The sequence below is a fragment of the Mycoplasmopsis agassizii genome (assembly GCF_002276225.1).
In the GTDB taxonomy this organism is placed as follows: Bacteria; Bacillota_I; Bacilli_A; order Mycoplasmatales; family Metamycoplasmataceae; genus Mycoplasmopsis_B; species Mycoplasmopsis_B agassizii_A.
Genome location: NZ_NQNY01000004.1, coordinates 57,194 through 81,519 on the forward strand (window position 1 = coordinate 57,194; position 24,326 = coordinate 81,519).

Sequence of the window (24,326 nt, forward strand, 5' to 3'; positions counted from 1 at the left end):
TAACTCTTTCTCATATCTTATGCCTTTAGCAACTTCTATCACTGCAATGGGGCGTACTAGGTGATAGCTTTAACACTAATGCGGGGGATCAAATTTTTTGCATATAGTTAAGAAATAAGTTTTGTTTAAAATAACCTATGCTATATAATTATACCAAATTTTGAAATTTAAAATTTAAAATGCTAACTAAAAATTATACTTATTAAAATGAAAACCGATTTCAATAACTAGGCGAGCCATGGTTGGAAAAATAAAAAGGCTAATGCTAGTGAATAAAAAATACTAATTAATAAGTGCTTTTTATATTTACCACTTATCAATAATGAACCACCAATTGCTAGGATTAAATAAACAGGTAAAACATAAAGTCTTCAACCAACAAAAAAACTAGCATCACTATTTAAATTGCTAGGATCTTTATAAACTATATATTGATCAATGCTTTTGTTGAATGAAACAAATGGTAATAATAAACCGATTAATAACTGAATAACTAGAGCAATAATAATTCCTGCAATCACTGGTTTCATGTATTTAATTGATAAAACTAAAAATCGATTATGCTCAATTTTCTTCACAATTGCCATTGAAATAATCATGATAATTGTCGCTGGTAAAACAAAGACTGCATAAGTTAAAAACATTGCTAGATACCCCCATCATTGTCCCTGCGAAATTAAAATACCTGTAAAAATACTAAGTTGAGTAGAAAAAACTCCTGGTGTTAAATTACCAACTACAAAGATATTATTAATAGTTTCAGGGTCAATAGGAATATTAAAAGTTGATGCCAAAAAGTTTCACATATTTTGAAACATTGGCATAAAAACTTGCCCACCACCAAAAACTACTAGCGAAACAAAAACTGTATAAGGCAGAGAAACTAATAAGGCAATAAACATTATTTATCCTTATTTTCTGCTTCAGTTTTCTGTTGTTTTTTTAACTTTCTTTGCCTTACGAATTCAATGATAAAAACAACGACAATTAAGCCAACCATTACAATTGCAGCGATATTATAAGGTGCTGGAATAAAGAGTGCAAAAACGATCGTGAAACAAAATAAAGAGACTCATAAAGGAATGCTTAATTCCTTATGAGACATTTTCAAATATCTTCAACCAAACAAAATTAAGGTGGCAATAATTGCACTCAACACGCCTAAGTTAACGACAAATAAATAGCGTGGAGGCAAAAACTGAAATAAGTAAAAAACTAAAACAGCTAGTAAAACATGGGGTAAAACTGCAATTAAAACAAATCAGATTGCATTGATTTTACCAAGCCTTATACTGGCAATATAAGTTAAAGCCTGCAAGACACTAGGACCAGGTAACATGTTGGCAACAATCAATAACTTATCAAATTCTTCTTCACTTAATCACTTAAATTTAAGTACGCTGTACTTTCTAATGATCGGCATTAAAGCATTACCTCCACCAAATCCTAGGAAGGTAACTATTTGAATAAAGTAGAAAACTTGCCAAAAATCTTTAATTTTTGGCCTTACTTTCGGTTTTTTTTCAGGTTTTTGCATTAACTTTTATTATATTGATAAATTTTAATTTTGCAGAGTAAAATTGAACATGAATTTAATTTCTAACCTAAATTTGAAAGGAATAATATATGAAAAAATTTAAACGTGTTTTTATGATCGTCACTGATTCACTAGGAATTGGTGCCGATGAAGATCAAAAAGCTTTTGGAGATGAAGGGGCTCACACTTTTAAAAGTGCAGCCACTTCTGATCTTTTTGAAATTAATGAATGAAAAAAAATGGGGATTGGTAATATTGCTAATTTAGATCATAAGTGAAAAGTTAAAAAACCAACTGCCTATGTAATGCCTGTGCAAGAGATTTCTAATGCTAAAGATACTTTAGCAGGACATTGAGAAATGATGGGTGTTAAAACTGAAAAACCATTTCCAACTTTTTTTGAAAACGGTTTTCCAAAAGAATTAATTGATGAATTATCAAAGGCATTTGATAATAAAAAAATAGTTGGAAATAAGTCTGCTTCAGGGACTGAAATTATTGATGAACTAGCCCATGAAGAAAGAGACAATAACGCCGTGATTGTCTATACATCTTTTGATTCAGTTTTACAAATCTGTGCTAATGAAGCCTGAATAGGACTTGATAAACTATATGAATATAGTAAAAAAGCTAGAGCTATTTGTTCATCAAGACCTGAATGAAATGTTGGAAGAATTATCGCTCGCCCTTATGTTGGAGATAACGGCAAATATACAAGAACTTTCAACCGTCATGACTATGCAAATGTACCACCACGCACTATTTTAAATAACTTAATTGATCACGACGTTGAAGTTATTTCAGTTGGAAAAATTAACGATATCTTTGTTGATTCAGGAATTAGTAAACATATTCCTAGTGGTAGTGACAATGTCGGTATGGACATAACTATCGACCTAGCAATGGAAAAAGGTAAAGAAAGACAACTGATTTTTACTAATTTAGTTGAATTTGATTCACATTACGGACACCGCCGTAATGTTGATGGTTATGGACAAAACATTACTAATTTTGATATTAAACTAGCAAAATTAGTTAATGCTTTAACTGAAGATGACTTACTAATTATCACTAGCGATCATGGTAATGATCCTGCTTATCCAGGCTTTAACCATACTCGTGAATTATTGCCATTAACTATTTATTCAAAAGCTTTTAAAAATCCTAAAGTCTTACCAACTGTAACTGGAATGATGACTTCAGGTAACTTAATTGCTAAAAATTTTGATGTACCTAGACTAAATGATTTAGGTGAAGATATTTCTGAATTACTAGTGTAAAAGTTTATTTTTGAACCAAAAAACAGAAGGTTTTCGCCTTCTGTTTTTGTTTAATTTATTTTTTAAATACTAAATATTTTGTATTTTAGCATGTGGAATATTTAACTTGAAAACTTCAGAAATTAAACCACCATAATGAACAGTGAATTCTCATTCACCTGAAAGTCCACCATCTTTAAAGACGCTGAATTGTAGCTAAATTTGTAATTCAAATTTAGTTTCTCCTTTTTCTTAGGCACATTATAAACTTTTATAAAATTAGTCAAACTATTTGTGTAATAAAGCTGAATTTTTACAAGAATTTTTTGCAAAAGTACTATGCCAAAATTTATGAATTTTATGCTTAAACATTAAAACTAAAAAATAGCAATTTTTGAAAATTGCTATCTTAATATTTATTAGTTTTAGTTTTTAAAAACTAAATATCTTGGGTTTTTGCATAAGGAATTTTTATTGTAAAAATTTCTGAAATTAGCCCACCATAATGAACAGTGAATTCTCAATCACCTGCAAGTCCACCATCGACAAAGACTAACATTGCACCGTTTGCTTGTTTTTCTAAACCATCAATACGAGCAGGTCCATCGCCAGAATTTAATAGTTTTGTGACATATGATTGATAAGCAACCATCTGCATAATACCTAAATCATCCAGTGTTTGTCTAGGATAATTTTTCAAATACAGAACATAGTTTTTCATTCTGTTTTCGTATTTATTGTTGCCGTTTTTATCTTTATCCATTGCTTTTTTAAAGATTTCTACAGCCTGATCTAGAACTTGTTTTTCAGTTAAAAATCCTGTTAAAGTAATTTTTACAGGGTCTGATACAAGATTACCTTTTTTGAAAGTTAATTGTAGTGAAACTGAACCATCCTTGTTGACAAAGTCAACAGTTTTAACATCAACTGTAACCCCTTTATCCTGATTAGTTCAAGTAACTTTTTGATTTTCAGGTAGTTTTTCATTAAGCTCTTCAATAGTATTAATTTGTTGTGAACTAGCGACTCATTTAGCATCAACTTTTTCACTTGCTTTAGCTTGTCTAACTGAATAATTCAGTTTTGTAAAGTTATTATAAGCATCTAAAATTAGTTTGGCATCATCAGATAAGTTACTATTAAAGTTTTGTAAGATAATATCATTATCAGCTAAAATTACATTATTAACAGTATATGTAGCTAAAAGATTAATTTTTAGGTCTTTATAGTCAATTCCACCCTTATTTGCATCAATTACTAGATGAATTTTAACATCATTAGCATATGCTTTACGTTGATCTAATGCCTCTTGCATTAATTCAATATATTTATTAGCACCAACTTGATCAATAAAACTAGGTTTAGTAGTTTTATCTAGTAAATTTCATTCATCAACTAATGAACCATAGATCACTTTAGCAAATTTGCCTAGCTCTTTTTGATCTAAGAAGTTTTTTATAGTTAATAACTTTTCTTCTGATCTAGCACTATCTTTAACAAAAGATATTGCTACTGTTACTTCACCTTTAATATCATCAAAACCAACTACTCTAACCTCTCCAGTTACTCCTTCTTCTAACTTAATCTGATCTTTTTCTTTTAGTTTAGATTGCAAGTGATTTGCTGTTTCTTTTTTAAAGTATTCTGATCTAGTAAATGTTTTAGTATCTAAAACAGTTGGTTTATAAGCACTTGCTCTTGAATTTGAATTAGACATTGATAGAAGCCAATCAGGGTTTTTATCAAAGTTGTACTTAAGAAGGGTTTTTGAGTGATCGGTTGCAGTTGGATGTTCTACAATAAATGATTCAATCGTTAACTTTTCTGCTCCACGATCAAAATTAGCAACTTTTAAAGTAAAGTTGTTGTAAGTTGTTTCAACAGCTTTTTCTGCATCAGTCAGGGTTTTTGTTTTGAAACCACTTACTTTAACATCTTTTGTTTTAGTTTCATTTTCTTTCAAAAGTGTAACTTTAAACACGGCACTGCCATTTGCTGTATCACTTGAAACATGAGTTAATGTAACAGTAACTGATGAATCAATTTTCACTGTATCACCTACAGTATTACTGTTAAAAATAGTTAGTGAATTGATGTCAGAATGTGATGCTAATAGCAATTTATTTGATGAGTTATCTTTTAAATTTCGATCTGTAAATTTAGCAATTTCACTTTCTAATAATTTCTGAATTACATCACTATCTTTAACTCCTAAGCCTATTATTTTGATAGTGGCTTGATTAGTTGATGAAACACCTTCTTCTGTATAAAATAGACCTAGTTCAACACTGATTGACTTAGCATCTTGCTTTGTTATTTTGATACTTGTAATTTGTGCATCACCTAAAAATTGCTCAAAAGTCGTAGTATTTTTAACTAAATTTAATAAGTTGGTTTTATACTCTCCTGTAATTGATTCTATTTTAGTTTTAACTGCAGAATCTGTATCTTTTTCTTTGATTGTTAGTTCAAAATCAGCTAAATTAGTTGCGATTTTTTGCAAAGTTATGTCAACTGTTTCTTTAGCTGGAGGTTTTTCAATTGGCGAACAAGCAATTGCAGCAGTCACAGCAATAACTGATCCAATTGATAAACCAGTTGTGATTAAAAATTTTCTCTTCATTATTTAAGACTAAAGTTGCAAAGCAAATTTAGTCTTACCTCTCTTTTGATTATTTATAAATTTATAGTTACTTTAATTTGTAAAATTTGCGAGCAAATTTATAAAAGTAGATTCATTAAAAACACTTTATTTCTTTCATTAAAATAACTACGTGCCAATTTTAAAACTTTGGCAAAAAAGTCTGAAGATATTTTAAAAACTGGTTTATTTTGGAACTTTTAATATCATTGAGTTTAAAATTTATTTACCCAAATTATTAACTTATTTTTTTGGTCGATAATTAAGAACTTTAAATGCTAAAAACCATGTTTATAGGTGTTTTTGGCTTAATATAACAATAAAAAACTGGTGAGTAATTTTTCTTAAAAAGAGCACTGATCATTAACTAAATTAATTAAATTAAATAGTTAAGTCTTTTTTTAACCAACTATTTGACTATTCACCCTTTTGCACAATAAAAAACAGAAAGTTATTCACTTTCTGCCCTTATTTTTAAACAACTCTAACTGGTTGAACAACTGCCCCTTTAAATTGTGGTTTAGGAAGTTTTATACTGATTTCTTCAGATTCTAAACCGTTATACATAACAACAAATTTAGCATTACCTTCAAAATCTAAATGTTTAATTCTAGCAAGAGCAGTATTACCTAATCATGACAAACCTGGAATGCCATCTGCAAAAGAACCAAAGTTAATTAAGTTTGCAACATAACTTCCAAAAATGTTCAACTGTGTTTGAACATTTCTTGGAGTTTCACTAGTTTGAGGTAGTGCTATATAAACAACAAATTCTTGAATCTTTTTATCAATAGCTTTTACTCCACTTTGATCTTTAGTTTCAAGCATTTTTTTGAAGGCATTTTTAGCAATATCAATAACTTGTGCATCTATAAAAAAGCCTTTAACTGTAACAGTAATAGGTTCTGAAATAATCTCACCTTTTTTAAAATTAAACTGCAATGTAACTGTTCCATTAACGCCGTTAAAACCGATAGTTTTAACATCTAAAATAACACCTTTATTTTTATTATGTCAAGTCATAATTTTATGATCTTGACTTAATTTTTTGTTTAGTTCTTCTAGTGAATTAAAGTGTTGTCTACTCGGAATTCAAAGTCCACCTGCTGCTTCATTAACTGTATCACTAACGACAGGATTTCTCGCTTGTAATTCTTTAATATTAAAATTATTATATGCTTCTAAAACTAGCTTTGCATCATCACTTAAACTAGTATTAAATCCTTGTAAAACAACTTTGTTAGTTGCTAAAATGACATTATTTAAAATATGAGTCGCTATTAAATTAATTTCTTGTTTTTCATAATCAATACCACCATTTGCAGTATCAACTGCTAACAATAATCTCACATCATTAGGATAAAACTTTTGCTCATCAAAAATTTTTTGCATTAATTCAATATACCTTAAGGCTCCTGCTTCATCAGTAAAACCTGGTTTTAAATTTTTATCTTGGCGATTTCAAGTATCAACTAATTTACCATAAATAGCGAATGCAAAAGACCCTAATTCTTTTTGGTCTAAGAAATTTTTAATTGTTAAAAATTTTTCATCTGATTTGGCATCACCTTTAATAAAAGTAAGAGCAACAACTACTTCACCTTTAATGTCATCAGCAGTTACTATTCTAACTTTTGCACTTACACCTTGTTCTAGTTTAATTTGATCTTTTTCTTTTAATCTTTCTTGTAAATGATTTTTAATTTCATTATTAAAATAGTCTGCTTTAGCAAATGTTTTAGTATCTAAAACAGTTGGCTTAAAAGCACTAGCCCTTGAATTTGAATTAGACATTGATAAAAGCCAATCAGGGTTTTTCTCAAATTGATATTCATAAATAGTACCTAATTCATTTCCTGTAGTTATTTTAATAAATGATTCAACAGTTAGTTTTTCTGCTCCACGATCAAAATTCGCTACTTTTAAAGTGAAGTTGTTGAAGGTTGTTTCAACATCTTTTTCATCAGCATTAAGTAACTTAGTTTTAAAACCACTTACTTTAATATCTTTAGATAAAGTTTCACTTTGCTTTGTAAGTGTAACCTTAAAAATAGTTACACCTTTTGCTGTATCACTGGAAACTTTAGTAAAGGTTACAGTGATAGAATTATCAATCTTAACAACTTCTCCAGTTGTATTACTATTTCAAGTTTCTAAATTATTAATTGTAGTTTTTGAAGGTAATAATTCTTTTTCTTTTGAAGTATCTTTTAAATCACGATCTGCAAATTTAGCCATTTCAATTGCTAGTTGTTCTTGAATTAAAGTGCTTATTCTTGTTCCTAAACCAACAATTTTAATTATTGTTTTACTAGTAGAACTTACTCCTTCTTCTGTATATAAAAGTCCTAATTCAAGACTTAATGAAGCAGAACTTTGATTACTTACTTTAACACTAGTAATTTGTGCTTCACCTAAAAATTCACTGAATGTTTGACCATTTGAAACTAGTTCAACTAACTTAGTTTCAAAGTCACTAGTAATTGCTTCAACTTTAGTTTTAATTACACTTGGTAAATCTTTTTCCTTAATTATTAGTTCAAAATTATTTAAAGTAGTTGCAATTTTGTCTAAAGTAATTTCAACTGTATCTTTAATTAAAGGTTTATCAATTGGTGAACATGCTATTGCTGCAACTACAGCAATAGCAGAACCTAATGACAACATGGTTGTTATTAGAAATTTTCTTTTCATTATATAAATTTAAATTTGCTTTAACAAATTTAAATTACCTCTCTTTTGTTATTTATAAATTACTTTCAGTTACCCTTAGTTTCTAGATAAGTTAATCTAGAAACTAAATTTAAAATATAGCTTAATTTAAACTACTTAAAACTCTCTCTGTAAATGTAAAGTAACAGGATATGATTTTAGGCTTTTGTCAAAAAAGACGGGTGCTAAAAAATTTTTTGACTTTTTTTGCGCACATAGGTCTTTTTTAGTGTAGAATTAAAGTATAGAAAGACAATAAGTTTTTTTATAATATTATATGTGTATCCAAAAGGGTCGTGAAAGCGACCTTTTTCGATGCTCTTTTTTATAGTTAAATAAGGTTAATAATTATAAATAATCATAATTTAAGCAAAAACATATAAAAAACAGAAAGTGAAATGCTTTCTGTTTGATTGTGGTTGATTTAGTTTATGAAATAGAAGTTGCTGTAACCTGTTTAAATTGTGGCAGTGGAATTTGTATCTCAAATGGACCTGATTGTAGACCACCATACTGAACCACGAAGGTGAAAGGTCCAGCAATGGCACCGTTAAGTAGTACTAATGTTGCACCATTTGCTAGTTGTCACAACCCAGGAACACCTGCAGGACCATCTCCATAATTTAATAAATTAGTTACATATGATTGATAACCAGCTATTTGAATAGTTGCATCAGGACCCAACTGTGTTGTTGTATTTCCAGATAGGTAAACTGTATATTTTTTCATTTGCTCTTCATAAGGATTTTTCCCATCACTACCTTTTAGTGCAAATGCTCTTTTAAATACATCTGTAGCACCTTCAAGAATTTGTTGGTCTGTAAAGAATCCTGATAAAGTAATTTTTACTGCATCTGATTTGATTTCACTTTTTTTGAAAACTAATTCAAGGTCTACTGTTCCGTTGCTGTTATTAATTCCTATGGTTTTAACATCAACTTCGACACCTTTTTCTTTATTTAATCAATTAATTTGATCGTTTTGAGGTAATTTTCCATTCAATTTATCAAGAGAATCAATTCGTTGTGTGCTTGGTATTCATTGTGCTGAACCTGTTTCACGTGATTCAGGTTCTCTCACTCTATACTCAGTTTTAGTAAAAGCATTATATGCCTCTAAAACTAATCGAGCATCGGCACTTAAGTCATTGTTAAAGTTCATCAAGGTAATATCGTTTTCAGCTAGAACTACATTATTAAGGATGTAAGTTCCTAATAAATGAATTTCTGCTTTCTCATAATTAATACCACCATTTTTATTATCGATTGTTAAAGTAAGTTTTACATCATTAGGGTATGTTCTTGTATCATCAAAAGTTTTTTGCATTAACTCAATATATCTTTGCGCTCCTGCTTCAGTAGCAAATGCAGGTTTTAAATTTTTATCTTGTCGGTTTCATTTATCTACTAAATAACCATAAATTGCTCCTGCAAATGCACCTAGTTCTTTTCGATCTAAGAAATTCTTAATAGTTAAGAATTTTTCTGCTGATTTAGCATTACCTTTTTCAAAAGTAATAGCAACAACTACTTCACCTTTAATATCATCTGCAGTTACGACCCTAACTTTTCCAGTTACACCTTCTTCTAATTTAATTTGGTCTTTTTCTTTTAGTTTTGCTTGTAAATGATTTGCAGCTTCAGCTTTAAAATAATCTGCACTAGTAAATTTTTTACTATCTAAAACAGTTGGTTTATAAGCGCTTGCTCTTGAATATGAATTAGACATTGATAATAATCAATCACGATTATTATCAAAATCAAGCTTACCAGTTTTTTCAATGCGTTGAGAACCACGATCGAAAGTAGCTTCTTTTAAAGTAAAAGCATTAAAAGTTTTCTCGACTGCTTTTTCAGCGACGCTAAGTTCATGTGGTTTAAAGCCACTAACTTTAATTTCTTTAGTTAATGATTGATTATCTTTTAATAATGTCACTCTATAATTAACAGTTCCGTTTCCTGAATCACTAGAAACTTTTGCAAAGTTTACAGTGATTGAATTATCAACTGTAACTGCTGTTCCAGTTGTATTACTATTTCATGTTGTAAGCGAATTAATATTCGACTGTGTTGCAAATAATTTTTTATCTTCTGAATCTGCTTTTAGATCACGATCTGCAAATTTAGCAATAACATCTGCTAGTTCTTTTTTAACTAACTCAGATGCACTTGTACCTAAACCCAAAATTTTAATGGTTGCTTTATTAGTAGCACTTGTTCCTGATTCAGTATATTTAAGTGCTAATTCAAGACTTAATGAAGTAGAGCTTGTAGTAGTCACTTTTCAACTTGTAATTTCTGCTGCACCAAGGTGTTCACTGAATTTGGTAGCATCGCTAACTAGTGCTATTAATTTATTTTTATAGTCACTAGTAATAGCTTCTAATTTTGCTTTTACAGCAGTATCTGTCTCTTTATCTTTAATAGTTAATTCTACATTATTCAATGCATCAGCAATTTTTTTCAAAGTTGTTTCTACAGTGTCTTTAGCAGGTGGAGTTTCACCTGGTGCACAAGCAATTGCTGTTGCTGCAACAGCAACTGAAGCAACTGATAAAGTAGATGTAAATATGATTTTTTTTCTCATGTTTTAGATGGTAAATTTATATGAAAAAATTTACCTTTCCTCTTTTCTGTTGTAATATATAAACTTATATATAGTTAGTTGAAATGCCTAGATGTTAGTCTAGGATTAATCAGTAAGTTCAAAAAAATACTTCCACTCTCTCTCAAATAACTATGCAATAATTTTAAAACTTTGCTTAAATAGGTTAAAGATATTTAAAAAACTAGATTTTTTTGCAGTTTTTTATTAGTTTTGCATTAAAATGAATTTATACAAATTATTAATATTGTTTTAACAGTGATAATAATTGTATTCGAGCGAGAAAAAAGTTGCTTTGGCAACTTTTTTACATTATATAACACAAAAAACAAGAGGTATAAATGAGTGTTGCAGAAATTAAAAAGAAGTCAGCAAGTAAAAAAAATTATGCGAATTTTGCTTTTATTGCTGAAAGTCGTAAATTAGACATCGAAAATGTTAAAGAAATCTTCTTCGAAGCCTTAAAACACATTTTTTTAGAAATCGATCAAGACGTTGAATTAGAAAAAGAATGAGTCGATGAAGGTGAAACTTTAATCGTAAAAGCACCTAAAATTATTGTTTCAGATGAAGAGTTTGAAGAAGAATTAGCTAAGGCTGAAAAAAAATCAGATCTAGATACAAAAGACCTTTATTTAATTACTTATATTCCACTATCAAGAGCTTTAAAACTAGATAAAAAAGCAGTTGTTGATGATACAGTTGTTGAAGCAATTGAGTATCAAAATTTGTCTCAAGCTAGAGTTAGAAAAATTCAAAACTTATTTCAGCAAAACCTTTCAAAAGCAACTAAAGATCGTATTTATTTAACTTATAAGGATCGTATTGGTGAAGCAATTAAAGTTAAGATTGAAAACATTACAGAAATGTTAGTAACAATTTCAATTGTTGGTGATAGCGAAAGTGTAACTTTTATTAGAACTGCTGATTTGAAGAAAAAATATCCAGAAATCAAAGTTAACGGTGTTTATGAAGTCTTTATTACAGATGTTTTAGCACAGCCAAAGAAAAATGGTTCAATGATCATGGTTTCAACCACTAGTCCTTTTGAACTATTAAAATTACTTGAAAGCACTTTCCCTGAAATTGCTTCAAAAGAAATTTTAGTTAAAAGAATTGCTCGCCGTGCAGGTGTGAGAAGTAAAATTGCCGTGATGGCTAACCCTGATTTAGCTCGTGAAGATCTAGATGTAATCGGAATTTTAATTGGTCAGCAAGGTTCAAAATCACAAGCCTTATCTTCTGAATTAGGCGAAGAAAAATTAGATTTTATTACTTTTAGCGAAGACCGTTTAAGTTTTATGCTAGATGCTTTAAAACCAGCTAGAGTAATTTCAATCAGTGAAAAACAAGAATCGCCTGATCAATATGCTTATGAAATTGTTGTACCTGATGCCATGGTTTCAGTTGCAATTGGTAAAGGTGGAATTAATACCTATTTAGCAAGTGAAATTACTAGAAGTCGTGTTAATGTTAAAGGTTATACAGATGCTTTAGCTGCTAAACAAGAAATTTTATGAAATGCTAACGTAACTGAAGATGAACTAGAGCAACTTAATACTTTCAGTTTAACTAACAAGAGAGTACAAACCAATCGTTCACAATCAAACTACAGTAAAACTGCTAAGCCTAAACGTAAGGATAGTTTTGATATTTCAGACTTTAATAAAGATATTGAAGCATTTGATAGTTATTTTGAAAGCATCAAAGATACTCAAGGCGCAGGACCTGCTGATTTAGTAACTAAAGAAGCACCAAAAGTTAAAGCTAAACCTGCTAAAGATAAAGATGTGATTAAAGAAGATAATTATTATGATGTTGATTTTGCAGAAATTAATGCAGCAATTGAAGCGGCTTCATTTGATGAATTAGATCAAGAAATTGATTCAGATTTTGAAGAACAAGTTGCTATCAAGGATAAAGAAACTGCTGAAAAAGAAAGACAAGACCGCCGTACTAAAGCTAAATTACAAGACTATGCAATTAAAGATAATGACTTTGCAGATTTTGCTCTAGATGGAATTGATCTAGATAATCTAGATGATGAGGATTGAGATTAAAAAGTGGAAATCAAAAGAAAATGTTTTGTTACTCATAAAATTTATGAAAGAAAACATTTAATCCGTTTTGCAAAAAAAGATGATCAAATCACAATTGATTGATCATTAAAAGCGCCTGGAAGAGGTGCTTATTGTTTAAATGATAAAGTTGTGATTGAAGAGTTATTCAAAAAGAAGCTTTTAAATCGAGTTTTTAAAGCAAATATAGATCAAGCCATCTATAATAGTTTAAAACAACAACTACTAGAGGAGATTGAAAATGGCAAAGAAAAGTAAAAAAGAAAGAAAAACAAATATTGATCAAATTGAAACGCAATTATTCAATGTCAAAAGTGGAGTTGAAAATAATAAATTTATTTTCTCAGGCCCAATGACAGTTGCAGAATTTGCTCAAAAAACTAATTCTTCAGGTGCAGAAATTGTTAAGAAGTTCTTTTTAGCAGGAAAACTGTACGATCTAAATAAGATTCTTTCTGAAGAAGAAATTGCTGAATTATGTTTTGAAAGAAATCTAGATTTTCAAGTTGTTAAAGAAATTAATGCAGGTAATTATCTAGATACAGTTGAATTTAGTGATGAAGAAAGTGAACTAACAACACGGGCTCCAATTGTCACAATTGTCGGTCATGTTGATCATGGTAAAACTACTTTAATTGATAAGATTCGTAAATCAAAAATAGCTGAATCAGAAGCTAGTGGGATTACTCAACATACAGGTGCTTATCAAATATTTCATAATAATAAAGCCATTACTTTTTTAGATACTCCAGGTCATGAAGCTTTTACAGCTATGCGTGCTAGAGGCACTAAATTAACAGATATTGTTATTTTAGTGGTTGCTGCAGATGATGGAGTTATGCCACAAACTAAAGAAGCAATTGCTCATACACATGCTGCAAAAGTTCCGATGATTGTTTTTGTAAACAAAATGGATAAACCTGATAAAGACCTAGAAAAACTTAAATCAGAACTATCTGCTGCAGATGTTGTTATCGAAGAATGAGGTGGTAATGTTCCTGTAGTATATGGTTCAGCACTACTTGGTGAAGGTATTGATGAGTTATTTCAAATCATCAATTTAACAAGTGAAATTCTTGATTTGAAAGCCAACTTTAACCGTTATCCTATCGGTGTAGTTGTTGAATCTAGACTACTTAAAGGTGTTGGTGCTGCAACAACTATTATCGTTAAAAATGGTACCTTAAAACTAGGAGATTATATCGTTGCAGGCTCACATCAAGGTCGTGTTAAAACTATGACAGATAGTGAATCAAAAAATGTTTCAGAAGCGCTTCCAGGTATGCCTGTTAGAATTACAGGGCTTTCATCTTCACCAATGGCTGGTGAAAAATTCATCGGTTTTGAAGATGAAAAATATGCTAAAAAAATTGCTTCAGAAAATGAACGTTTAATTAAACGTGAAAAGTTTATGCAGCAAACACAAACTATTTCTTTAAATATTTCTGACAAAGATAATATCAATATTATTATTAAAGCAGATACTGAAGGAACAGCTGAAGCGATTAAACATGCAGTTGAAAAACTATCAACAAAAGAGTTCTCAATTAATGTAGTTAGTGCTTCAATTGGTGATGTTTCAAACGCTGATTTATTGCTTGCTCAAGCATCGAATGCAAAAATTTATACCTTCAATGTTAAGTCACAAAATCAAATTTCTCAATCAGCTAAAGAAAAGCAAATTGAGATTAAAGAATATAATGTTATCTACCATTTAATCGAAGACTTGCAAGCTTATTTAGATAAAAATGCAGAACCTATTTATGAATTAAAATTAACTGGTAAAGCACAAATTTTAAAAATCTTTACTTATTCAAAATTAGGAAATATTGCAGGTTGTCGTGTTGAAGATGGTTCAATCAAAGCAGGCGCAATTATTAAATTAATACGCAAAAATAAACTTGTTCACGAAGGTGTTTTAGACACTCTTAGAAGCGGTTTAGATGATACTAAAGAAGTTGCAAAAGGTTTTGAATTTGGAACTCATATTAAAGATTTCAATGAAATTCAAGAAGGTGACATTATTGAAGCCTACGAGAAAATTAGAATTAATTAAGCCTTAAAAATTAAATATATTTTGATACTAATAACAACCATTTTAAAGTTGTTATTAGTATTTTTTCATTTGAGTCAATTATAAAGTGATAATCAATATAAACTTTCTGCTAAAATTTACAAAATGCTATTAATCCGATGAATTATAGAGTATTTTTCAAATTGTTGAATAGAGATTTAATTATGTAAAAAAATAAAAATAAAATTATTGAAATTTTCAAAAACGATGTGAGGGGAAAATTACCAAATGTTTTGGATCAGAATAAAAGACATGATGGTAGGTATGGAAATTGACTTGAAAAACAATTCGGAATTAAACCTAATGGAAAAAATGCTGCAGACATCCTAGGATATGAACTTAAAAATGAAACATCAACTGGCAGAACAAGTTTTGGAGACTGATCTGCTAATGAATATGTTTTTACAAAAAAAGAATATTCTTCACTTTTTAATGGTTCAAAGAAATATGAAAAATAGAATCATTTTTGCAGAATGTTTGGAAAATCAAATATTGAAAAAGGTGGAAGATTTTCATGGTCAGGCAGTGCAATACCTAAGATAAATTCTTATAATGCTTTTGGTCAAATATTATTAATAGAAAATAACTTAGACATTGTTATTTATTATTCATTTAATGAAGATACTCGATAAGACAAAGACAAAATCATTCCAATAATATTTCAAGTTGATAATCTTGAAATAGCGAGATGATATGGTTTACCATCTCCCAATAGAAAAGGAAGAACATTACAAGAAAAACTAGAAATTAAGTTTAATGATAAAGGTTGGTTTACATGTAGAAAAAATCAAAGTGGCGCTTATCATAGAATTTGTTTTGGTGAAAAATTAACATATGAATCATGAATCGAATTTGTCGAAGTGGGTATTGTCTTTTTCGATAGTGGAATGCACGAAGGAAACAAAAGACCTTATTCAACATGAAGAGCTAATAATTCCTTCTGAGATAATTTAATTACCGACTGTTACGAATAGAAAACAAACAGTGAATCATAATTATATAAATAAAAAAAATCTCATTCTTATTTTACAAAAGAACGAAATTTTTAAAATTGTTTTAAAGTACCTTATTTTCTTCAAGAAATTTGATCATTTTACCTGCGACTGCATCGATTACATTGATATTAACTGAATTTCCAAACTGTTTATATGATTGAGCATTTGAAACTGGTATAACAAAATTTTCTGGAAAACCTTGCAGCCTAGCACACTCTCTAGGAGTTAACATTCTAGGGTTTTTTCCTTCCTGTTGAATTAGTGCCTCACTTCCATCTTTGTAGTATCTCGCACTGATCGTACTTGTGTATTTGCTAGCATTATTAAATAATGAAAAACCAAAACCATTTCCCTTTTTTTGATGAAGTTTTTTTCGTTCAATATGTCCGTTCCACAATTTATCTGAAATCGTATATTTATCATCTACATTTTTCTCAAGAATATCTCCAACAGTTATTTTTTCATTAATCTTACCTGTTGGATAAACAAAGTTAGAAAAATTTTTAGGCAAATAGCTTTTATGGAAACCAACAATAATAATTCTCTCTCGATTTTGTGGCGAACCAAAATGATAAGCATTTAAAATTTGTGGGTCAGGAACGTAATATCCTAATTCATTTAAAGTAGTCAAAATTACTTTTAGAGTTTTTCCATTGTCATGAGTTCTTAAATTTTTAACATTTTCAAGCAAAAAAGCTTTTGGTTTTTTTTCTTTTAAAATTGAAGCAATATTAAAAAAAAGAGTTCCCCTAGTATCTTCAAAACCTAATTTCAATCCTGCATTAGAAAACGGTTGGCATGGAAAACCAGCTAATAAAATATCGTGATCAGGAATTTCATTTGCAGGTATTTTTGTTATATCTCCTGATGGAGTATCACCATAATTTATTCTGTAGGTTTTCTGAGCAAACTTATCTCATTCTGAAGAAAAAATAGTTCTTCCACCATGTTTTTGAAAACCTAGGCGAATACCACCAATACCTGCGAATAGATCTATTTGCGTAAATCTACTATTTTGTTTTGATGGAGAAGCTAATAATGGAGATGTAGGGAAATTGATAATTTTTTCATAAATATCTCAAGGGATTTTTTTTTGATTCATCTCTCAATGCTTCAACATTTTTTCGGAAGTTTTGTTAAAACCTAAAGCATCTGAAAATTCTTTTCGTGTAATATTTAATTTTTCTCTGATATTTTTTATAGAAAAATTATTGTCAAAAATTTCCATATTATTGTTATTCATGTGCCATACCTCTCGCTTTTTATTATTGGTTTAATTTTAAAACATTTATATGCTAGATTTGACTTTTTATAAAAATTATTTCTAATTTATGAGAATTAATTCTCATATAATTATTTTCAATTTTGCATAATTAAATTCTAAATAAATTAAATACGTTAAGTATTTTACACTATTAAATTACGATTAAAAAAAGTTAAAAATTTTCTTCTTTTTTGCCCGTTAATTCTGAAACTTATTTATAAATTATTCCAATTTAATTTACTAATTAAATTTGTAAATCAAAAACAATTTATGATGTTATTTCAATAACTATTTAATCAGGAGGAAAAATTGAAAAAATTAAATAAAAAGTTGCTGTTGCTTTCAGGAACAGTTTTAGCAAGCGCTCTAGTAGCAACAACAATTGCTTGTGCACCAGATACAACAACCAAAGAAGAAAACAAAAAGATTTTAGAAGTTTTGATAGTTTCAATTAGTCAAAATTATGATGCTAAAACATCATATGAATCAAAAGAATCGCTTATTTCAGCTTTAACAACTGATACAGTTAAAGCAGATAAAAACGCTTTTTCAAATTTATTAAAAGTTGCACCTAAATTCGGAAATTCAAATTTAGCTAATGTAGTTAATTCATCTAATAAAGATGACTTAACTGATAAACAAATAAGAATAACATTAACTTTATCATATGGAAATGGCGATGATTTAGTAACTGCCGATATTGATTTCACAATTACTTTTGATCTTGTAAATCAATTGCTAGATACTAATAGTGAAGTTATTGCAACATGATATAAAGATAAAGTAATTGATCAAAATGCGACACACGAACTAAACACAAAATTATCTTCTTCAATCACTTTAGAAGAAGATAAAAAAATCTTGTCTGATTTTTTAAAAAACATGTTACCTGAAATATCAGGATCTAAGTTAGAAGTTGATTTTGTGGAAGAATGAAACGGTGATTTAGACACATCTTTAAAAGTTAAAGTAACAATTAAAATTAATGATGATACTTATAAGGAAAACGGAGAAAAAGTTACAAACGATCCTAATCAAGCAGGTAAAGTTATTACTATTAATAATTTAACTAAACGTGATCTAGAACAAACTAAAATAAAACTTTGATACCAAAAAGAAGTTAATAATTTAACAGTTGAATCAGACTTAAAAAATAAAAAACCATCAGATATTACTAAAAGTGAATTAATTCCATTATTCACTTTTAAAACTACTAACTACGAAACCAAAGATACCGATCTTGATTTAGAAATTTTAGAGGAAGATGATTATTCAGGAACTATTAGTTTAAGAGTCTTCTTAAAACAACAAAATAAATATATAACTACTGATGGTTTAAAAGTAGATGATAAAAATCAAGCAGGTAAAGTTATTACTTTAACTAACTTTAAAAACTTAAAAGAAGCAGTAAGTAATTGATATCAAAACATCGTTGATGTCTCTTTAATAGATAATCCTAAAGAAAACTGAAAAGATGTTTTTGCTTCAACTATTAATGGTTTAGAAAAAGTAAAATCAATTTTTACAAAACCTGATTTACAAAAACTTCCTAATGCAGATTTTAATGTAGATTTATCTGCTGATGATAAATTAGGTACACTTGCAGTTAAAGTTACTTTAACTGCAAATAATAAATTTTATGATCTCAACGGAAATAATGTTGATCAAAAAGAAGCAGGTAAAAAAGTAATTATTAGTGGTTTTAAAAAAGACACTTTAAAAGAAGATGTCACAAGTTGATATAGTGAAATTCTTAAAGATGAAATAAAAGTTACTAATTTTGAACTTGCAAAATTAGTACCTTCCTTAGTCACTAATGAAAAACTAAAAGAATTATTTAAACTTAATTTACCAGAAGGAATTGATGATTTAGAAACTGAAGTTACTCTTATTAAAGATGAAATTAATAATTATGAAGGTAGCGTAAAAGTTAAAGTTACTTTAGTGCAGTCTCAAACTAAATACTTTAAAACAGATGGACAAATTGTTGCTTTAGCAAATAAATCTGATGCAGGAAAAACTATTACCTTAACAGGTTTTAGTCCTTTAACTAGATATGAAAATGAAGCCTTAAAATGGTATGAAAAAATGCAGGCTACAGAAATTAATTTAAGTGATAATGAAACTATGTATTTACCATCTGAAGTAAAAACTAAACATGGATTAATTTCTAGTTTTAAACAAAAACTAGAAATGAAATTACCTAATCTTCCTGAAGGATTCATACTAGATTTTGATCTAGTTAATGCTAATGATGCAACTGCTGAATTAGAAATTAATCTTATTTTAAAAGCAGATTTAGAAACATTAGGTAGTTACAATTTTGATGCAACAACAGGCAAAAGTTCACTTGAAAATAATTTAGAAAACACACTTCATAAAAAATCAATTACAATTAAAAATTTAACTAAAAAAACAGATTTTGCTTCAGTTGCTTACAAACGTTTAAAAAATTCATACTTTCCAACCACCTTTAATTTGAAAGCAGATTTATGACATAAGTCACTTTGAGAATCTGAAAGAAAAACTTTAGAAGATTTAATGAAAAAATTATCTGAAAAAAGTGTATCGCAGGTTAATGATATGAAAGAACTTAATCAGGCTTTTGCAAAACAACTAGAAGCTCTAGTGCCTGAAGTATTAAGAAATACCTTCAAATTTGAACTTATTAAAAATACAGATCTTAGTGTTGCAAATTTAGAAGGTAACACCGATAAAGATAAAGGTTCTTTACGTGCTCAGTTATTACTTTCAAGTACTTCTGAAGGAACTACTAAATACTATTCACTAAAAGTTGGTAGTGATATAGAAACTGGTTTAATTGAAGAAACTACAGATAAAACTGCAGTAAAAGGCTATGAAATAACTATTAGTGGCTTTAAGGTCTAGTTTAAATTCTTATGTAGAAGTAGTTATTCCAAAATTTTTATGATTACTTATAAAGATTAAAATTCATTTAAAATTTAATGACATCTTCTGATGTCATTTTTTTATGCTTATCCACCAGCATAAATTTCTTCAGATTTATATTTTTTATTGATACAGAGGAAAATGTTTCAAAAAATTGTAAATATCTAATTAAATATCACGTAAAAGTGAAAAATTTTCTGGGAATTTTGAGTTGGTATTTTGGCAGTTCACTTGTGCTAAACTAATATTAGATTAAAATTTATCAAAATTATGTTTATTTAACGATTATTTAAATAGTTACTAGACTAAGAAAATTTAAATTATTTGTTATGATTAGCTTTTTAAATGTGTAATTTTGCAATGAATTTTAATTGAATTTACTAAATATTTGTCTAAGGAAATGAAATTGAAAAAATTAAATAAAAAGTGACTGCTCTTATCAGGTGCAATCACCACAACTACAACAATTTTAACAGCAATTGCTTGTTCAGCAGAAACAACACCCGTAGAGCCTCAGCCTACTCCCACTCCTAGAACTTCCGAAAAGGAAAGTAACAGAAAAATTCTTGAAGCATTAATTAGTTCACTAACTCAAGAATATGATGCAAAAAGTAATTATCAAAATAAAGAAGAAGTTATTAGCGCCCTAACAGCATCTTCAGTCAAAGATAATAAAGTTGAATTTGAAAAACTATTGAAAAATACTCCCAAATTTGGACTTGCCACATTAACTAATGTTACTGTTTCAAATGATATATCTAACTTATCAGATAAACAAGTTAGATTAACTTTAACCTTGTCTTTAGGAACTAATGACAACTTAGTTACCGAAAACATTGACTTCACAATTAGTTTTGAAACACCTATTGTTGATCAAAAAAGCAACAAAAAAATAATTGCTAGATGATATCAAGAAAATATTATTGATCTATATGCAACAACAAGTTTCAACAACCTATTAGCATCTTCACTTAATGCAAGTGAAGATAAATTAATATTTGCTAATTTCTTCGAAAAAAATAAGCCGCAGATACCTTCAGCGAAAATCGAAGTCTCTTTTGTAGGTGAATACAACAGTAAAGTAAATACTAGTTTAAAACTGAAAGTCACTTTAAAAACTAACACAGTATCTTATAAAGAAAATGGTGATGAAGATAATATCAACTCAAATGATTCAGGTAAAGTTATCACTATTTCAAGTATAGAATTACGTGATTTAGATAAGATCAAAGCTAAGCGCTGATATAAGGAAATTTCAATTGATAAAAATGTAACAGGTTCGTTAACAGGTGGTTCTCCTTCATCCTTTACAAAGAATGATCTGATAGATCTTTTTAAATTTAAAAGCACTATTTACAAATTTGAAGATTCAAAAATAGAACTAGATATTTTAAGTGATGATGATTATCAAGGAATCTTAAAAGTTAAAGCAACTATCAGAAAGGGCAATAAATATTTGACAACTGATGGATTAGAAGTAGATGAAAAAGATAAGGCTGGTAAAGTTGTAACTTTAACAGGATTTCATAATTTCAGAAAAAATGTTAGTGACTGATATCAAGATGTAATTGATTTTTCCTTATTAGAAGTTGAAATTGCAAATTGAAAAAATCAACTACCTTCATCTATTACTAATCTTGCAAAAGTGAAAGAAATTTTTACAAAACCTAATTTGATTAAACTACCTAAATCAGATTTTCTTGTTGAAATAATACCTAATGATGAACAAGGGACTTTAGCAGTTAAAGTTATTTTAACTGCTAATAATAAATATTTCGATACATCTGGAAATGACTCAAGTAAACGTGAAGCAGGAAAAACTATTACTATTAGTGGATTTAAAAAAGATACCTTAAAAGCAGATGTAGCAAAATGATATAACGATGTTGCAGATGATGAAATTCAAATTAATGAAGATTCTTCACTTATTAATCTCTTACCTTCTCAAGTAACAATTGAAAAACTTAATGACTTATTTAATATAGGTTCGATTGAAAGAACGGAAAGATTTAGTTATAACATTTCTGTTTTACCTGATGGAATAAATGACTATGAATCTACTTTGAAAGTAAAAATTACATTTTATTTAGAGAATAAATATTTCAAAACAGATGGTGAATCAGTTGCTTTAATAAATAGATCCAGTGCAGGAAAAGTTGTCACTATAAAAAATTTAAGTCCTATTGCTAGATTTGAAAAAGATGCTTTGGATTGATATAAGAATTTTAATCTAGATGAACTTATTATAGAAGGTGATGCTGCGATGTATTTCCCAAACGAACTTAAATATAAAGGTACATCTTTTATAAGAAAACAAATACTTGATTCAAGTTCGGCGCTTCCTAAAAATTTTAAATTTAATGTGGAATTTATTTCAGGAGATGATTCTTTGGGTGAAGCAGATTTTTTTATTTATCTAGAAGCAAGTGATAGCAGAAAGCGATGATCTAATAATTATATTTTTGATGTAACAACAGGGAAAGCTTTTCCAAAAAATGGACAAAGATTCTCTGAAAATTTAATAAAGTTAATAAAACTAAAAAATCTTGCTAAAACAGAAAATTATGCTCTTTTTGCTTATAAGCGATTATCTAATCTAAATTTTAGAAATTCATTTGATATTGATTATCCAGTTCCTTATAGAATATGAGATTTGGACAATAGTGAAAAAGAGAAATTAGAATCGCTATCTTCAAAGCTATCCAAAATAAAAGTATCTGATCTAAATACAGATAATATTTCTGAATTAAAAGCCTTATTTAAACTACAACTTGAAAGCCTTATACCACCTTCATTAAGAGATACTTTCAAATTTGAATTTATTATAGTTCCGCAAAATGAAAGAAATAGTGATTTCGATAATATAAAGAATAAATTAAATATTGAGTTATTACTTTCAAACACAATTAATGAAGCAACTAAATATTATTCTCTTGACAATCAAAATAAATTATCTACCAGTTCAGTTTCTGAAGTTCTGGATAAATCTAAAGCAAAAGGTTATATCACATATATCGAAGGATTTAAACCAGAGTTAAAACCTTATGTGAAATATTTATATTCAGGAGTTAATGAAGTATATACCGTTAATTCGGATTCAGACCCTTTAAAGTCTAAACCTATCAAGGATTTTGATAATGATTTTTTTACAGAAATGTTTAAGAGTTATTGAGATTACCGAAGAAATATGAGTGAAATCAAAACTAAAGTTGTGGTTATTGATGGCTCACTTGATGAAGAACAAGAAACCTTAAAAGTTAAAGTTCTTTTTTATAAAGAAAATGATTTTTTCAATACAGAAGGAGAAATTATTGATGAATCCCTAGCTGGCAAGGAAATGACTATTTATTTCAATTATGATAAATATAAACAACAAAAAGAAAAACTAAATATCATTTCATGATACAAAAACCTTGAAAGCGATATCAATCTTGAAAATGTAAAGTATTCACTTCCCTTATTCTTCCCTTTCAAAGAAAATGAATTACTTCGTGAATACCTTATTGATAAGAGAGGTAACAGAGAAGATATGGATTACCTAGGAAAATTTGACTTCAAAATTATTTCTTCGAACGAAGAAACTAGAGAATTAACTTTTAAAGTTAGATTATTGAATTCTGAAGATAAAGTTGTCTCTAATAATGCACAGATTCTAAATAAAGAAGATGATTTAAACTTCGATGCAGGTAAATTAATAACAGTTAGAAATTTTCCTAAATTGGATCCTAAAAAATTACCTGAATACTATTACATTATGCTTGGAATGTATCGTGAACTCCCTATAGATCAATTAATAGTGCAAAATGAATATTCAAAAGAATTCAAAGATTACATAAGTGATCTAAAATCAAAAACAGCTTCTGAAGCAGTTGAACATTTAAATAAATTATACAATACTATTGATATCGCCAATATCTTTAGCACAAATCCCAAAATTCCAACAATTAACACTTTGGCAAAAATACTTAAATCTGATTCACGTTACAAAATTGAATTACAAACAGCACCAGATGAAGCGGATTCAAAACCTTACAACAATGATGCAGGATATGTAGTTGTTAACTTCTTAATTTCAAAAACAGAAAATAATCAAACTATCTATTACTCAGCAAGTTGAGATTATGAAAACATGAAACCAATTTTAACAGAAGAAACTGATAAATCAAAAGTCGAGGGCAGTTTTTTTTATTTACATAAGTTCAAAACTGTAGAAAATAGTAATTAGAATATTTATCCAATTATTAATATGCTA

Annotated in this window: 12 protein-coding genes and 1 pseudogene; 7 read left to right on the plus strand and 6 right to left on the minus strand. The window is 28.5% G+C overall.

Annotated elements, in window-relative coordinates:
* Positions 1-227: 227 nt before the first annotated feature.
* Positions 228-902, minus strand: a complete 675-nt coding sequence (locus tag CJJ23_RS01760; protein ID WP_084232842.1) for a chromate transporter — start codon at positions 900-902, stop codon at positions 228-230.
* Entirely contained in the window at positions 902-1,537 is a 636-nt protein-coding gene (locus tag CJJ23_RS01765) for a chromate transporter (protein WP_095334667.1), read from the minus strand. The genes CJJ23_RS01760 and CJJ23_RS01765 overlap by 1 nt, the downstream gene beginning before the upstream one ends.
* Before the next feature lie 89 nt (positions 1,538-1,626).
* On the opposite strand from CJJ23_RS01765, the gene CJJ23_RS01770 reads away from it, so the two are divergent.
* Positions 1,627-2,817, plus strand: coding sequence for a phosphopentomutase (locus CJJ23_RS01770; RefSeq protein WP_095334668.1), 1,191 nt, complete (start codon positions 1,627-1,629; stop codon positions 2,815-2,817).
* 418 nt (positions 2,818-3,235) lie between these two features.
* On the opposite strand, the gene CJJ23_RS01775 is transcribed toward CJJ23_RS01770, so the two are convergent.
* The 3 genes from CJJ23_RS01775 to CJJ23_RS01785 all read right to left on the minus strand — a co-directional run bounded on the left by CJJ23_RS01775 (position 3,236) and on the right by CJJ23_RS01785 (position 10,735).
* Entirely contained in the window at positions 3,236-5,419 is a 2,184-nt protein-coding gene (locus tag CJJ23_RS01775; RefSeq protein ID WP_095334669.1) for a lipoprotein 17-related variable surface protein, read from the minus strand.
* A gap of 492 nt (positions 5,420-5,911) precedes the next feature.
* Positions 5,912-8,131 carry a lipoprotein 17-related variable surface protein gene (locus CJJ23_RS01780; protein ID WP_095334670.1) on the minus strand — a complete coding sequence of 740 codons (2,220 nt, stop codon included), beginning with the start codon at positions 8,129-8,131 and terminating at the stop codon, positions 5,912-5,914.
* Positions 8,132-8,578: 447 nt separating this feature from the next.
* On the minus strand, positions 8,579-10,735 hold the full coding sequence (locus CJJ23_RS01785) for a lipoprotein 17-related variable surface protein (protein WP_095334671.1): 2,157 nt from the start codon (positions 10,733-10,735) through the stop codon (positions 8,579-8,581).
* A 359-nt stretch (positions 10,736-11,094) separates the two neighbouring features.
* Here CJJ23_RS01785 and CJJ23_RS01790 point away from each other — a divergent pair, with 359 nt between their 5' ends.
* The 4 genes and pseudogenes from CJJ23_RS01790 to CJJ23_RS05235 all read left to right on the plus strand — a co-directional run bounded on the left by CJJ23_RS01790 (position 11,095) and on the right by CJJ23_RS05235 (position 15,879).
* Positions 11,095-12,813 (plus strand): hypothetical protein, encoded by a 1,719-nt coding sequence (locus CJJ23_RS01790; RefSeq protein ID WP_095334672.1) that lies wholly within the window; start codon positions 11,095-11,097, stop codon positions 12,811-12,813.
* Between the two features lie 3 nt (positions 12,814-12,816).
* Positions 12,817-13,089, plus strand: a complete 273-nt coding sequence (locus CJJ23_RS01795; protein ID WP_095334673.1) for a YlxR family protein — start codon at positions 12,817-12,819, stop codon at positions 13,087-13,089.
* On the plus strand, positions 13,073-14,887 hold the full coding sequence (infB, locus tag CJJ23_RS01800; RefSeq protein ID WP_095334674.1) for a translation initiation factor IF-2: 1,815 nt from the start codon (positions 13,073-13,075) through the stop codon (positions 14,885-14,887). Before CJJ23_RS01795 ends, infB begins: the two co-directional genes overlap by 17 nt.
* 227 nt (positions 14,888-15,114) lie before the next feature.
* Positions 15,115-15,879: pseudogene (locus CJJ23_RS05235) on the plus strand (LlaMI family restriction endonuclease).
* An 82-nt stretch (positions 15,880-15,961) separates the two neighbouring features.
* On the opposite strand, the gene dcm reads toward CJJ23_RS05235, so the two are convergent.
* Entirely contained in the window at positions 15,962-17,143 is a 1,182-nt protein-coding gene (dcm, locus tag CJJ23_RS01810; protein WP_234805544.1) for a DNA (cytosine-5-)-methyltransferase, read from the minus strand.
* A gap of 330 nt (positions 17,144-17,473) precedes the next feature.
* Here dcm and CJJ23_RS01815 point away from each other — a divergent pair, with 330 nt between their 5' ends.
* Positions 17,474-20,053 (plus strand): lipoprotein 17-related variable surface protein, encoded by a 2,580-nt coding sequence (locus CJJ23_RS01815; RefSeq protein ID WP_095334675.1) that lies wholly within the window; start codon positions 17,474-17,476, stop codon positions 20,051-20,053.
* Between the two features lie 421 nt (positions 20,054-20,474).
* Positions 20,475-24,299 (plus strand): lipoprotein 17-related variable surface protein, encoded by a 3,825-nt coding sequence (locus CJJ23_RS01820; RefSeq protein WP_095334676.1) that lies wholly within the window; start codon positions 20,475-20,477, stop codon positions 24,297-24,299.
* The last annotated feature ends 27 nt before the right edge of the window (positions 24,300-24,326 follow it).